Source organism: Vreelandella janggokensis, assembly GCF_031451615.1.
Taxonomy (GTDB): domain Bacteria; phylum Pseudomonadota; class Gammaproteobacteria; order Pseudomonadales; family Halomonadaceae; genus Vreelandella; species Vreelandella janggokensis.
The window spans coordinates 16,775-29,381 of sequence record NZ_JARWAJ010000010.1; the positions used below are offsets into that span (position 1 = coordinate 16,775).

12 protein-coding genes and 1 rRNA gene are annotated in these 12,607 nt (G+C 57.0%); 9 read left to right on the top strand and 4 right to left on the bottom strand.

Annotation, left to right across the window (positions count from 1 at the left end; translation table 11 throughout):
- Positions 1 to 55: 55 nt before the first annotated feature.
- Positions 56 to 1,276: a methionine adenosyltransferase gene (gene metK, locus QC816_RS18150; protein WP_085917719.1), complete on the bottom strand. Its 1,221-nt coding sequence runs from the start codon at positions 1,274 to 1,276 to the stop codon at positions 56 to 58.
- Between the two features lie 229 nt (positions 1,277 to 1,505).
- On the opposite strand from metK, the gene tkt reads away from it, so the two are divergent.
- The 6 genes from tkt to fba all read left to right on the top strand — a co-directional run bounded on the left by tkt (position 1,506) and on the right by fba (position 8,087).
- A complete protein-coding gene (tkt, locus tag QC816_RS18155; RefSeq protein WP_309783836.1) occupies positions 1,506 to 3,521 on the top strand; it encodes a transketolase in 2,016 nt (671 codons plus the stop codon).
- Between the two features lie 16 nt (positions 3,522 to 3,537).
- Entirely contained in the window at positions 3,538 to 3,888 is a 351-nt protein-coding gene (locus tag QC816_RS18160) for a CidA/LrgA family protein (protein ID WP_085917717.1), read from the top strand.
- Complete coding sequence (locus tag QC816_RS18165) at positions 3,878 to 4,594, top strand: LrgB family protein (protein WP_309783839.1); 717 nt, start codon at positions 3,878 to 3,880, stop codon at positions 4,592 to 4,594. The genes QC816_RS18160 and QC816_RS18165 overlap by 11 nt, the downstream gene beginning before the upstream one ends.
- Positions 4,595 to 4,680: 86 nt before the next feature.
- Positions 4,681 to 5,721: a type I glyceraldehyde-3-phosphate dehydrogenase gene (locus QC816_RS18170; RefSeq protein ID WP_309783841.1), complete on the top strand. Its 1,041-nt coding sequence runs from the start codon at positions 4,681 to 4,683 to the stop codon at positions 5,719 to 5,721.
- Positions 5,722 to 5,775: 54 nt separating this feature from the next.
- Complete coding sequence (locus tag QC816_RS18175; protein WP_085917714.1) at positions 5,776 to 6,945, top strand: phosphoglycerate kinase; 1,170 nt, start codon at positions 5,776 to 5,778, stop codon at positions 6,943 to 6,945.
- Positions 6,946 to 7,022: 77 nt separating this feature from the next.
- Complete coding sequence (fba, locus tag QC816_RS18180) at positions 7,023 to 8,087, top strand: class II fructose-bisphosphate aldolase (protein WP_264828014.1); 1,065 nt, start codon at positions 7,023 to 7,025, stop codon at positions 8,085 to 8,087.
- A gap of 87 nt (positions 8,088 to 8,174) precedes the next feature.
- On the opposite strand, the gene QC816_RS18185 is transcribed toward fba, so the two are convergent.
- The gene (locus tag QC816_RS18185; RefSeq protein WP_199284524.1) at positions 8,175 to 8,495 is read right to left on the bottom strand and encodes a hypothetical protein; all 321 of its coding nucleotides are present in this window, start codon (positions 8,493 to 8,495) and stop codon (positions 8,175 to 8,177) included.
- Positions 8,496 to 8,766: 271 nt separating this feature from the next.
- Here QC816_RS18185 and QC816_RS18190 point away from each other — a divergent pair, with 271 nt between their 5' ends.
- From QC816_RS18190 to QC816_RS18200, 3 genes are read left to right on the top strand one after another with little or no spacing between them, the layout of a single operon-like run.
- Positions 8,767 to 9,465: an HAD-IA family hydrolase gene (locus tag QC816_RS18190; protein WP_085917711.1), complete on the top strand. Its 699-nt coding sequence runs from the start codon at positions 8,767 to 8,769 to the stop codon at positions 9,463 to 9,465.
- A 4-nt stretch (positions 9,466 to 9,469) separates the two neighbouring features.
- Positions 9,470 to 9,844, top strand: a complete 375-nt coding sequence (locus QC816_RS18195) for a translation initiation factor Sui1 (protein WP_085917710.1) — start codon at positions 9,470 to 9,472, stop codon at positions 9,842 to 9,844.
- 57 nt (positions 9,845 to 9,901) lie between these two features.
- Positions 9,902 to 10,810 (top strand): nuclease-related domain-containing protein, encoded by a 909-nt coding sequence (locus QC816_RS18200; RefSeq protein ID WP_085917709.1) that lies wholly within the window; start codon positions 9,902 to 9,904, stop codon positions 10,808 to 10,810.
- A gap of 6 nt (positions 10,811 to 10,816) precedes the next feature.
- Here QC816_RS18200 and QC816_RS18205 read toward each other — a convergent pair whose 3' ends face one another.
- Positions 10,817 to 12,148: a deoxyguanosinetriphosphate triphosphohydrolase gene (locus QC816_RS18205; RefSeq protein WP_309783849.1), complete on the bottom strand. Its 1,332-nt coding sequence runs from the start codon at positions 12,146 to 12,148 to the stop codon at positions 10,817 to 10,819.
- A 376-nt stretch (positions 12,149 to 12,524) separates the two neighbouring features.
- Positions 12,525 to 12,607: ribosomal RNA gene (gene rrf, locus QC816_RS18315) — 5S ribosomal RNA — on the bottom strand; the annotation flags it as partial.

The window sequence follows — 12,607 nt, forward strand, 5'->3', positions numbered from 1 at the left end:
ACGTCCCCGGCATGCGCCAAAGGGACGTTTTCTTACAACACAGCGAGCAAATATCTTACAAAGCTGCTGCCTGACGGAGCGTATCGGCCTTGTCGGTGCGCTCCCAAGGGAAGGCGATGAACGTCTCTTGTTGGGTATGGCCTTTATCATCGACCCAATGGTAGCTGTGCTCAAACGGCTCGCGGCCAAAGTGTCCGTAGGCGGCGGTCAGCTGGTACATCGGATGAAGCAGGTCGAGCATTCGGGTAATCGCGAAAGGACGCAGATCAAAATGCTCACGCACCAGTTTGACGATCTGGGCATCACTCACCTTGCCGGTACCGAAGGTATCGATGGACACGGAGGTCGGCTCGGCCACGCCGATCGCGTAGGAAATCTGGATTTCACACTTGTCGGCGAGGCCCGCCGCCACGATGTTTTTGGCCACATAGCGACCGGCATAAGCCGCGCTGCGATCAACCTTGGACGGATCCTTGCCCGAGAAGGCACCGCCGCCGTGGCGTGCCATGCCGCCGTAGGTATCGACAATGATCTTGCGGCCGGTCAAGCCACAGTCGCCCACCGGGCCGCCAATCACGAATTTACCGGTGGGGTTGATGTGGTATTGGGTATCATCATCGAGCCATTCAGCGGGGATCACCTGTTCAATAATTTCCCGCTTGACCATTTTACGCAGGTCTTGCTGGTCGATATCCGGATCGTGCTGGGTGGAAAGCACCACGGCATCGACGCCGCAGGGTTGGCCTTCTTCATTATAGCGGAAGGTCACCTGGCTCTTGGCATCCGGGCGCAACCATGGCAGCAGGCCGTTCTTGCGCAGCTCCGCCTGGCGCTCCACCAGACGATGCGAGTAATGGATCGGCGCCGGCATGAAGGAGTCGGTCTCGTTGGTGGCGTAGCCAAACATCAACCCCTGATCGCCCGCGCCCTGATCTTCCGGCTTGCTACGATCAACGCCCTGGGCAATATCGACGCTCTGTTTACCGATCAGATTGACCACGCCACAGGTGGCGCCATCGAAGCCCACATCCGATGAGGTATAGCCAATCTCAGTAATCACTTCACGTACCAGGGTCTCAAGGTCCACCCAGGCATTCGTGCTGATTTCACCGGCGATGATCGCGACACCGGTCTTGACCATGGTTTCACAGGCAACGCGCGCCTGCTTGTCACGGGCAATAATGGCATCCAGCACCGCATCGGAAATCTGGTCGGCAATTTTATCAGGATGACCTTCGGAGACGGACTCGGAGGTAAACAGGGAATATTCGCTCATCGCGCACTCTACCCTCGGTGTGACGGCGGCAAGTCACCGCAGCATCAGCAGGAAATCATGGCAGGAAGTTGCCCTGCCCACCTATAAAGAAGCAACACTGCGCTTCGGGGGCCAAAGTTTACACGCTGTTGGAAGTTCTTCCCAGAACGAGCCCATAGAATTTGCCGACGCCCGGGAAGTCAGCGACAATAGCGCTTTCTTATTCACGTTTTCAAGCGAGGAGCACCCCATGCCGTCCCGTTTTGAGCTGGCCAATGCCATTCGCGCCCTTTCCATGGATGCCGTCCAGAAGGCCAAGTCCGGCCATCCGGGCGCGCCCATGGGGATGGCGGATATTGCCGAAGTGCTGTGGAATGACCACCTCAAGCACAACCCCGAAGACCCGAAATGGGCCGATCGTGATCGGTTCGTGCTGTCCAACGGACACGGCTCCATGCTGCTCTATTCGCTGCTGCACCTGACCGGTTATGAGCTCAGCCTGGAACAACTGCAGAATTTCCGCCAGTTGCACTCGCCGACCGCCGGGCACCCGGAATACGGCTACGCACCGGGCATTGAAACCACCACTGGCCCGTTGGGGCAGGGCTTTGCCAACGCCGTGGGCTTTGCCATCGCCGAAAAAACCCTGGCGGCGCAGTTCAACCGCCCTGGCCACACCATCGTCGACCACCACACCTGGTGCTTCCTGGGTGACGGCTGCCTGATGGAGGGCATTTCCCACGAAGCGGCGTCGCTGGCGGGCACCCAGCAGCTCGGCAAACTGATTGCGGTGTATGACGATAACGGCATCTCCATCGACGGCGAAGTGAAAGGCTGGTTTACCGACGATACGGCGAAACGTTTTGAGGCGTACGGCTGGCACGTGGTGCCGACGGTTGACGGCCACAACCCGGACGAGGTCAACGCGGCCATTGAACTGGCCAAAAGCCACGATGACAAACCCAGCCTGATTATCTGCAAAACCATCATCGGCTTTGGTGCCCCTAACAAGCAGGGCAAGGAAGAAGCCCATGGGGCGGCATTGGGGGATGACGAAGTGGCGGCCGCCCGCGAGCAACTGGGCTGGCCCCATGCACCCTTCCATGTTCCAGAGCCAATCTATTCAGCCTGGGATGCCCGCGAAGCCGGCCGCGCGCACCAGCAGGCATGGAATGCCCGGTTTGAACGCTATGCGGAGGCGTTCCCCGCCGAAGCACGCGAGTTCCAGCGCCGTATGAAGGCGCAGCTGCCTGCGGAGCTGCCCACCGAAGCGCTGCTTGAGCAAGCCCAGAAAAAGGGCGACAGCATTGCCTCACGCAAGGCCTCCTTTGAAACGTTGAACGTAATTGGCCCGCAGATGCCGGAGCTATTGGGCGGCAGTGCCGACCTGGCCCCGTCAAACCTGACGTTCTGGAACGGCGCCAAAGCGATCACGCCGGAAGACGCCAGTGGCAACTACCTGCACTATGGCGTGCGCGAGTTTGGCATGGGCGCGGTCATGAACGGGATTGGCCTGCACGGCGGCTTTGTGCCGTTCGGGGCGACCTTCCTGATTTTCATGGAGTACATGCGTAATTCAGTGCGCATGGCATCGCTGATGGGGCAACAGGCGATTTACGTCTTCACCCATGACTCCATCGGCCTTGGCGAAGATGGCCCGACCCACCAACCGATCGAGCAGCTGACCAGCCTGCGCACCACGCCCAACCTGAACACCTGGCGCCCCTGCGATGCGGTGGAAACCGTGGCGGCCTGGGACGCCGCCCTCAAACGCCACTCCGGCCCCACCGCGCTGGTTCTCTCGCGTCAGGGCCTGCCCCATCAGCAGCGCACCAAGGCACAGCTGGCGTCGATTCAAAACGGGGCGTACGTGCTTAAAGACCCTGTTCTCAAGGACAGTGAAGGCACGCCCGTAACGCCCGAGCTGATTCTGATTGCCACCGGCTCAGAAGTGTCGTTGGCGATGGACGCCGCCGCTGAGCTCGAGCAGCAGGGCAAGGCCGTCCGTGTGGTGTCCATGCCCTCGGCCTACCGTTTTAACGGCCAGGATGCCGAATACCGTGAAAGCGTACTGCCCAAGGCGGTCACCAAGCGTATCGCCATCGAAGCCGGGCATGCGGACTACTGGTACAAGTACGTGGGCCTGGATGGCCGGGTGATCGGCATGACCACCTACGGCGAATCGGCCCCGGCGGGCGACCTATTCAAGCATTTCGGTTTTACCGTCGAAAACGTCGTCAAACAGGCCAATGAGCTACTCGGATAAGCAAGCGAGGTAGGCCATGCCAGCGTTGAGTGGCCTGTTATGGCTGATTGGCTACTGGTTGCTCGGAGAAGTGGTTATCCACTTTTCCGGCTTGCCCATCTCGTCAGGCGTGGTGGGCATGCTGCTGATGTGCGCCACTCTGGTAGTCATCGGCCGCGTACCATCCAGTATCGCAGCCGCGGCTCAGCCGCTGATTGGTCTGCTCGCCATGCTCATCATGCCCGGTGTTGTGGGCGTCTTCTTTATTCTCGATGAACTGGCGGGCCAGTGGCTTGCCATCCTGGCGGCGCTGCTACTCGGAACGCTGCTAAGTGTCATTACCACACTCTGGTTGCTGAAACGGCTCATGGGGCATCATGCCCATTGACGTATTGGCGACGCTCACTGCGACGCCACTGTTTGCCGTCGGGCTGACAATCACGGCGTACTTGTTGGGCAGCGAGCTCTTTAATCGCCTGAAAAAGCCCGCCTGGCTTCCCGCCATCCTGGTTGCCGCGTTACTCCTCGCCGGGGCGTTAGCGCTGATAGGCATGCCTTATGCAACCTACCGTCAGGGCGCCGATTGGCTGACGGTCCTGTTAGGACCGGCAACGGTTGCCTTGGGGATGCCGCTTTACCAACAGTTACCACGTATCCGCGCACTCTGGCGCCCGTTAGCGATATGCCTGCCGATCTCGGCAGCACTGGCAGCTTGCTATGCGTTGGGTATTGCCTGGTTAATGGGCAGTTCCGGTCAGATATTGGCCTCCATCGCCGCCAAATCCGTCACTGCGCCGATCGCCATTGGCATTACCGAACAGTTGGGTGGCAACGTGGCCCTATTGATGGGGGCCTTACTGATGACGGGGGTCGTCACCATTCCGTTTGTCAGCCTTTGCGCAAGGGTTTTACACATCGACGACGAACGCATTATCGGCTTTGCACTGGGTCTGAATGGTCATGCGATTGGCACCGTGCGAGCCTTTGAGCTAAGCCCCACCGCCGGCGCCTTTGCCTCATTGGGAATGAGTCTGACCGGCATTTTTACCGCGCTATTGCTACCACTGGCCTGGGAGTTGGTAGGTGTGGGCTAAGCATCGCCAGCTGAAATACGTTATCATCGCGTCTACTTTCATGCCCACCGTGGCCCCTGCTCCACTTTCAAGAGCCGCTTCGCGACATGGCTAACTCCAAAAGGTATCGCATCGCCATTAATGGCTACGGACGCATTGGCCAATGCATCCTGCGCGCGCTGGTTGAGCGAGGCCACCCCGAGATTGAAGTGGTGGCAATCAACGAGCTTTCCGACCTGGCGACCATTACCTATCTCACCCGTTACGATACCACTCACGGCCGTTTTCCAGGTGAGGTGGATAACGATGGCGAAGCGCTGCTGATTAACGGGGAGCGCATTCATGTCCTCTGCGAACAAGATCCACGGTCACTTCCCTGGGCCGCTCTGGATATTGATCTGGTACTGGAGTGCTCGGGCAGCTTCAAGGATCGCGCCACCGCCGAGCAGCACCTTGAAGCCGGGGCCAAGCGCCTGCTGTTTTCTCAACCCGCTGAAAGCGATGTCGATGCCACCGTTGTATGGGGCATTAACCAGAACGAGCTGACACGCTCGCAGCGCATTATCTCGGCGGCGTCGTGTACCACCAATTGCCTGGTACCCTTACTGACCGTTCTGGACAACGCACTGGGACTGGAACACGGCGTGACCACCACGATTCATTCGGCCATGAATGATCAGCCGGTCATTGACGCCTACCATCAGACCGATCTGCGTCTGACGCGTTCAGCGATGCAATCCATCGTACCGGTGGACACCGGTTTGGCGTTGGGCATCAGCCGCTTGATGCCGCGTCTTGCCGGTCGTTTTGAGTGCCTGCATATGCGCGTCCCCACCATTAACGTATCCGCCATGGATGCAGCGCTGACGGTGCACCAGGACACCGATGCCGACCAGGTGAATGCGCTGCTACGGGAAGCCAGTCAACAGCGATTGGCGGGGGTATTAGGCTATACCGAAGCCCCCATGGCCTCGATCGATTTTAATCACGACCCGCGCTCTGGCATCCTAGACGCCACACAGACACGGGTGGCAGGTAAACGCCTGGTCAAGCTGCTGTGCTGGTTTGATAACGAATGGGGGTTTGCCAATCGCATGCTGGACATCACCCAACGCTTGGCCACACTGGCGGAAGGCAGCACACGCTGACTCGCATGGCTGCACCATGACTTTTCACCCGCTTGAACACGAGGAAATACTCGCATGAACGTGCAAAAAATGACCGACCTGTCCTTGAAAGGACAGCGCGTACTGATTCGTGAAGACCTCAACGTACCGATCAAGCACGGGCGTGTGTCCAGCGATGCACGTCTTCGTGCGGCGCTTCCGACGATCCAGGCGGCTGCCAGGGCCGGTGCCAAAGTCCTGCTGATGAGCCACCTGGGCCGCCCGACGGAAGGCGAGTCAGCCGACGAATTTTCACTGGCACCCGTCGCTGCACACCTGGGTGAATTGCTGGGCCACCCTGTTAAACTGATTACCGACTATCTTGATCGTGCACCGACATTGGCCGACGGCGACGTTGCGCTGCTGGAAAACGTGCGCTTCAACACTGGCGAGAAGAAGGACGATGAACACCTTGCCAAACAGTATGCCAGCCTGTGCGATATCTTCGTGATGGATGCCTTCGGCACCGCCCACCGTGCGCAGGCGTCGACCCATGGCGTTGCGCGCTTTGCCCCGACGGCCTGTGCAGGCCCTCTGCTCGCCCAGGAACTTGATGCGCTGGAAAAGGCCCTGGCTCATCCCGCTCGCCCCATGGCGGCGATTGTTGGTGGCTCCAAAGTGTCGACCAAACTAGACGTGCTGACCGCGCTTTCCGACAAGTGCGACCAACTGATTGTTGGCGGCGGCATCGCCAATACGTTCATTGCCGCCGCAGGCTACAATGTCGGCAAATCGCTTCATGAAGCGGATTTAATCGGCCAGGCAAAAGCGCTGATGGAAAAAGTCACTATACCGCTACCCACTGATGTGGTGGTGGCGACCGAATTCTCCGAATCTGCCGACGCGGTGGTCAAGCCGGTAGATCAGGTTGGCGATGACGAAATGATCCTGGACATCGGGCCCGATACTGCTGCGCATCTGGCCAGCCTGTTGAAAAACGCCGGCACCATTTTATGGAATGGCCCGGTTGGTGTGTTTGAAATTGATCAGTTTGGCAAAGGCACCGAGGTGATCGCCCACGCCATTGCCGCAAGCAGCGCTTTCTCAATCGCCGGTGGTGGAGATACCTTGGCGGCCATCGATAAATACGCCATTGAAGATCATGTATCCTACATCTCAACTGGCGGTGGTGCGTTTCTTGAATACGTCGAAGGCAAACAGCTACCTGCCGTCGCTGCGCTCGAAGCCGCCGCCCAACGCGGATAACCGTTAACATTTCAGCGGGCGCTCACTGCGCCCGTTGACTCCGATACCAGCATTAACCTCACAGATAAGGTGACTCAATGGCTCTGATCAGCATGCGCCAAATGCTAGACCATGCCGCCGAATACGGCTACGGCGTTCCGGCGTTCAACGTTAATAACCTGGAACAGATGCGCGCCATTATGGAAGCCGCCGATGCGACCGACTCACCGGTCATCGTGCAAGCGTCCGCCGGTGCCCGTAAGTATGCGGGCGCCCCATTTCTGCGCCACTTGATTCTGGCGGCTGTTGAAGAGTTCCCGCATATTCCGGTGGCCATGCACCAGGATCATGGGACCAGCCCGGCCGTTTGCCAACGCTCTATCCAGCTCGGCTTCTCATCCGTCATGATGGATGGTTCACTGGGCGAAGACGGCAAGACCCCCACAGATTACGCGTACAACGTTGATGTGACGCGCCGCGCCGTCGACATGGCGCATGCCTGCGGCGTTTCCGTCGAGGGCGAACTGGGCTGCCTGGGCAGTCTGGAAACCGGTATGGCCGGTGAAGAAGACGGTATCGGTGCCGAAGGCAAGCTCGACATGGAGCAACTGCTCACCGACCCGGAAGAAGCGGCTGAGTTTGTCAAAGCTACCCATGTGGATGCGCTTGCGATTGCCATTGGCACCAGCCACGGTGCTTACAAGTTCACCAAGCCACCCACGGGTGACACGCTATCGATCCAGCGCATCAAGGAAATCCATGCGCGCATCCCTGACACGCATCTGGTCATGCACGGTTCATCGTCTGTGCCCCAGGAATGGCTCGATGTCATCAACCAATATGGCGGCGAGATTCCCGAAACCTACGGGGTGCCTGTCGAAGAAATTGTGGAAGGCATCAAGCATGGCGTGCGCAAGGTGAACGTGGATACCGACTTACGTTTGGCATCTACCGGGGCAGTGCGTCGCTTCTTGGCTGAAAATCCGTCTGAATTTGATCCGCGCAAATTCCTCAAAGAAACCGTCTCGGCCATGCGCGAGCTTTGCATTGCGCGTTATGAAGCCTTTGGTACGGCAGGTAATGCCAGCAAGATAAAACCCGTCAGCCTGGAAGACATGTATCAGCGCTACGAGCGTGGCGAACTGGCCCCCAAGGTAAAGTAACGCCAACAGCATCATGTCTGGCAGTAGCCACCAAAAAAGACGGCCAACTTGGCCGTCTTTTTAATGGACACTTATTGAATGGAGTACTTACTCTTCGTCTTCGGAGTCGCTTTCGCTGTCATCACTTTCTCCGTTATCCGCATTCGCATCGCCAGAGCCGCCAGTACCCGCTGAGGTTTCTTCATCTTCTGCCGCTTCTTCCTCAGCACCATTGTTCTCGGCGTCAGAGGTATCGCTGCTACGGTCTTCAGCGTCCCGCTTAACGGCACCTGCTTTAATACCATATTCTTCCTCGAGCGCTGCATCGTCGAGAGGCTCATGCTCATGTTCGTCAGCGGTTGCCGCACTAGTGGCGGCCAGCATGGCGGCAGCAAACGCCAACGGCATGATCCAGGGGGTTAGTCGCATCGTCACGGTCTCCTTATTGTGGTAGTACAGCTTAGCACGTCATTTCGTGCCTCGCGCCTTAACTATAAACCGTAAAAATGCCGCTCAATAAACGGTCAAATTTGGCATGCTAGTCACACGTTTTTGGTCAATCTGAATCAGCTCAACCGGTCAGGCAAGCAAAAAATTACAGAACACTGTTCACAAATACGCTAAAATCTCGTTCAATGGTCTTATGATTAATTTTTCTGTTTGTCACTGCAGCTGCTGAGTCTCTGCTAGGAAATCTCCCATGCCGCTTCCCCTGTTATTATTTGATTGCGATGGCACCTTGGTTGATAGTGAGCCTCTTCTTGCCGAAGAGATGTCGACAGGGCTGAATAGTGTGGGACTTCCTTTCTTACCGTCTGACTATTTGGGTGAATTTAGAGGCTCGCGCTTTCGTAATATCGTTGCCCAGCTACAGTTACGCCATGGCAATGTCTGCAATGATCAGTTGAACAGCATGGAAAACGCCATGCGTGCCAACCTGGCTAAACGGCTCGCCAATGAACTCACCACGATTCCCGGCGCGAAAGAAGCCCTTGAGCGGTTATCCGCTTACCCGAGTGCAGTGGTCTCTAACGGCCCCGAAGGCAAAATTCGCACTGCGCTCAAGGCAACAGGGCTCGATGGCTATTTCGCGGAACGCCTTTTCAGTGGCTATACCGCCAACTGCTGGAAACCAGAACCCTGTTTACATCTCTATGCCGCGAGTATCATGGGATTCAACGCAGCTAACTGTATCGCCATTGATGATGCGTTAGTCGGCGTACGGGCTGCCCTTGAAGCTGGCATGAAGGTCATTCATTTGAATCGCTTTCCCGACGCTGAAACCACGCCGGAAAATGCCATCATGATCAGCAACATGTTTCAGCTACCTGCCGTGGTCAGGCAGTTAAGCCAGGAAATGAGCGAGGCAGCCGAGCCTTATTACTCTGAAGGAAAATAACGCGATGGCCTCATTACGCGACCAGCTTGGTGGGCTGGTATATTCCACCGAAAAAGGCAACACCTGCCCCTCTTGCCGTGAACCTCTGGAATCCTGTCGCTGTGATGCCGATAGCGAACAAGCGCGTATTGCCGCCCTTGACGGTGTCGTCCGTATTCGTCGTGAAACCAGTGGCCGTAAAGGCAAAGGGGTCACGACGATTAGCGGCATACCGCTAACAACCGCAGAGCTCAAAGACCTCGCCAAAGCGCTTAAAAAACGCTGTGGCACAGGCGGTGCTGTTAAAGATGGCATCATTGAAATTCAAGGTGATCACCGTGATAGCCTGAAGCAGGAGTTAACTGCACGCGGCTATCAAGTCAAACTGGCTGGTGGCTAATCCATGCGTCTCAGGACGGACCGTCACTGTGCAGTTACATCGCACTAGGACTTTGCAATGACCTGGCTAGAATATTTGCTCCCGCTGATTTTTCTCTTTCCCATGGCGGCGATGGCCAGTATTGTTTTGGCACTCCGTAGCCTGCATGACGCTCGTGTCCAATCTCCCTTCGACACCCCGCTACGCGAGCCCGGCCAGGCTTTGCGCTACCGATTGGATCAAGCGTTCTCAAGCCTGTTCCTCAACGGCGCATTAGGCCCTTTGATCAGTCTTTCGCCATTGGTCTATGGTATGGGGCGAATGCTTTTTGCCGATAAACAGGACTGGGTGGAATGGGCGCTGTATGGCCTGCTTAGTACACTGCTTGTCCTGGCATTTTCATTGCTTTTAGTCCGCGACTACCAACGCATTCGGCGATTGAAGCTGGGACTGGCCTGCGAGCTTGCTGTCGGCCAGGAACTTGAGCGGCTTATCCGCCCCGATGCACACCCTTACTACGTTTTCCACGACGTGCCGACGGATAATTTTACGATTGATCATGTGGTGGTGACCCCGCACGGCGTTTTCGTGGTCGAAACCCGCGCACGCACTGTCCCCATCAGTAATGCAGGGCGTGGGCAAAATACGGTTGCCGTCGAGCGCGAGCGACTTCGCTTTCCCTATTGGCAAGAACGGCGTCCACTGCATAAAACGCGTCAAGGGGTCGATTGGCTACGCCAATGGCTGGAACAGCGCTGTGGTGTTTCGGTGCCCGTGCGAGGTGTGCTGGTCTTACCCGGCTGGCACATTGACACCGATGACGCAGCACCTGACATTTTAGTCGTAAGTGGCGATATGCTGGCAAGCCAACTGACCGCGCTCACCCCCGGCCAGATCAGCGACCCCATTCACGATAAGATCATCAATATTTTGCTGGAACGCGCCAAGCTCATGGAGCTGACGCATCTTCGCCAACCTTCGGTATGATGAAGCCTAATCGCCTCGCAAACGCCCGCCCATTTCCTGGGCCAGGTCGACGGCATAGTGATCTGTCATACCGCCGATAAAATCCAGCATTCGCCGGTAGCTTTCGTAGAGCGGCCAAGACGCCAGCGGCGTGTTCTCGCCTATCAAGGCGAGAACACGCTGATGCTTGAACGAGCTACGCCCGGTGTGGTGCAACTCGTGTGCAGCACCAATAAACGCTTCAAGCAAAATGCCCAGTGTTGTATAGGCGCCAATTTCCAGTTTTGCCTTCCGCTCATTTTGGAAAATGCGCTCCCGGGCCAACTGCTTTGCCGCCTGAACGCCCCATCCCAGATCGGGGTGGCACAGTTCCAGAAGGTCATCGCTGAGCGTTCCACTCAGCAGGGCCTGTTCATGTTGCACAAACACCGCGCCAACATCATTGACCGCACGCTCCATCGCTGCGCCACGAAGCAGTGCAATTCGCCGACGTTGTGACACATTGCGGGCTTGCATCTCGGCATACTCAGGTGGAAATTCTCCCGCTATCTGACGCAAGACCTCGACAACTTCTTCATAACGCAGAATCCCCATTTCCAAACCATCTTCGAGATCCAGTAGTGCATAGCAGATGTCATCCGCCGCTTCGACCAGCCAGGCTAACGGATGTCGACACCAGCGCTGCTCACCCTTGGGCAGTAGACCCACTGCTTCAGCGACCTCTTTGAGCAATGCCTGCTCTGACTGATATGCGCCAAACTTCCCCGCGCGCCCACTGTAACGGACCGTCCAAGGGTATTTAAGTAACGCACCCAGTGTCGCCGCAGAAAGTCGCATACCGCCATTGAACTGGTTATATTCGATCTGGGTAATCACTCGAAACCCCTGGGCGTTGCCCTCGTAGGTCAACAAATCCTCGCGCTCAGCCTCTGACAGACCTTCTAACAGGCCGCTGCTCTGAGCACGCTGAAACCAATCACGAATGGCATACTCACCGGCGTGCCCAAAAGGAGGGTTACCAATATCATGACCCAGGCATGCCGTTTGAACGATCACTCCCAAATCAGCAGGTGTTATCCATTTCGGCAACCTCTCGTGTAACAGCTCGCCCACAATCATGCCCAAAGAGCGTCCCACACAGCCGACTTCCAACGAGTGGGTCAAGCGGGTGTGGATATGATCGTTTTCAGTCAGGGGGTGGACCTGCGTTTTACGTCCAAGGCGCCTGAAAGAACCGGAAAAGACAATGCGGTCGTGATCTTTGTGAAACGGACTACGCCCTATTTCGCGGGTACTGGTCGAGCGTTGGTCGTGGAGCCGTTTAGGGGAAAGTAATTCTTCCCAGCGCATTTGTGTCATGACATTCCTCCTTGGGGGCAGTATTTTGACACAAAAGCTAGCCAGATAAACAAACACCCCCGACCATAATGCGGTTAACTAGAGCGGCATAAAAAATCCCCCAGTCTCGAAGAGGCTGGGGGATTTTTTCGAATAAGTGTCTGACGATGATCGGGGCGGCCTTCCGCCGGCCGGCGCTCCGGGGGCAGGCCCATCCTGAGGCCGACCATTCAGGACTCTCCATGGGAAGCCCCGTAAACAAAAAACCCAGCCGGTTGGCTGGGTTTTCTGCGGAATAGGTGCCTGACGATGACCAGGGCGGCTCTCCGCTACTCTCCATGGGGAGACCCCTAAACAAAAAACCCAGCCGATTGGCTGGGTTTTCTGCAGTATAGGTGCCTGACGATGACCTACTCTCGCATGGGGAGACCCCACACTACCATCGGCGCGAAGCGGTTTCACTGCTGAGTTCGGCAAGGG

Coding starts and splice junctions, on each gene's coding strand:
- metK (WP_085917719.1), bottom strand. CDS start 1,276: ATGAGCGAATATTCCCTGTTTACCTCCGAGTCCGTCTCCGAAGGTCAT.
- tkt (WP_309783836.1), top strand. CDS start 1,506: ATGCCGTCCCGTTTTGAGCTGGCCAATGCCATTCGCGCCCTTTCCATG.
- QC816_RS18160 (WP_085917717.1), top strand. CDS start 3,538: ATGCCAGCGTTGAGTGGCCTGTTATGGCTGATTGGCTACTGGTTGCTC.
- QC816_RS18165 (WP_309783839.1), top strand. CDS start 3,878: ATGCCCATTGACGTATTGGCGACGCTCACTGCGACGCCACTGTTTGCC.
- QC816_RS18170 (WP_309783841.1), top strand. CDS start 4,681: ATGGCTAACTCCAAAAGGTATCGCATCGCCATTAATGGCTACGGACGC.
- QC816_RS18175 (WP_085917714.1), top strand. CDS start 5,776: ATGAACGTGCAAAAAATGACCGACCTGTCCTTGAAAGGACAGCGCGTA.
- fba (WP_264828014.1), top strand. CDS start 7,023: ATGGCTCTGATCAGCATGCGCCAAATGCTAGACCATGCCGCCGAATAC.
- QC816_RS18185 (WP_199284524.1), bottom strand. CDS start 8,495: ATGCGACTAACCCCCTGGATCATGCCGTTGGCGTTTGCTGCCGCCATG.
- QC816_RS18190 (WP_085917711.1), top strand. CDS start 8,767: ATGCCGCTTCCCCTGTTATTATTTGATTGCGATGGCACCTTGGTTGAT.
- QC816_RS18195 (WP_085917710.1), top strand. CDS start 9,470: ATGGCCTCATTACGCGACCAGCTTGGTGGGCTGGTATATTCCACCGAA.
- QC816_RS18200 (WP_085917709.1), top strand. CDS start 9,902: ATGACCTGGCTAGAATATTTGCTCCCGCTGATTTTTCTCTTTCCCATG.
- QC816_RS18205 (WP_309783849.1), bottom strand. CDS start 12,148: ATGACACAAATGCGCTGGGAAGAATTACTTTCCCCTAAACGGCTCCAC.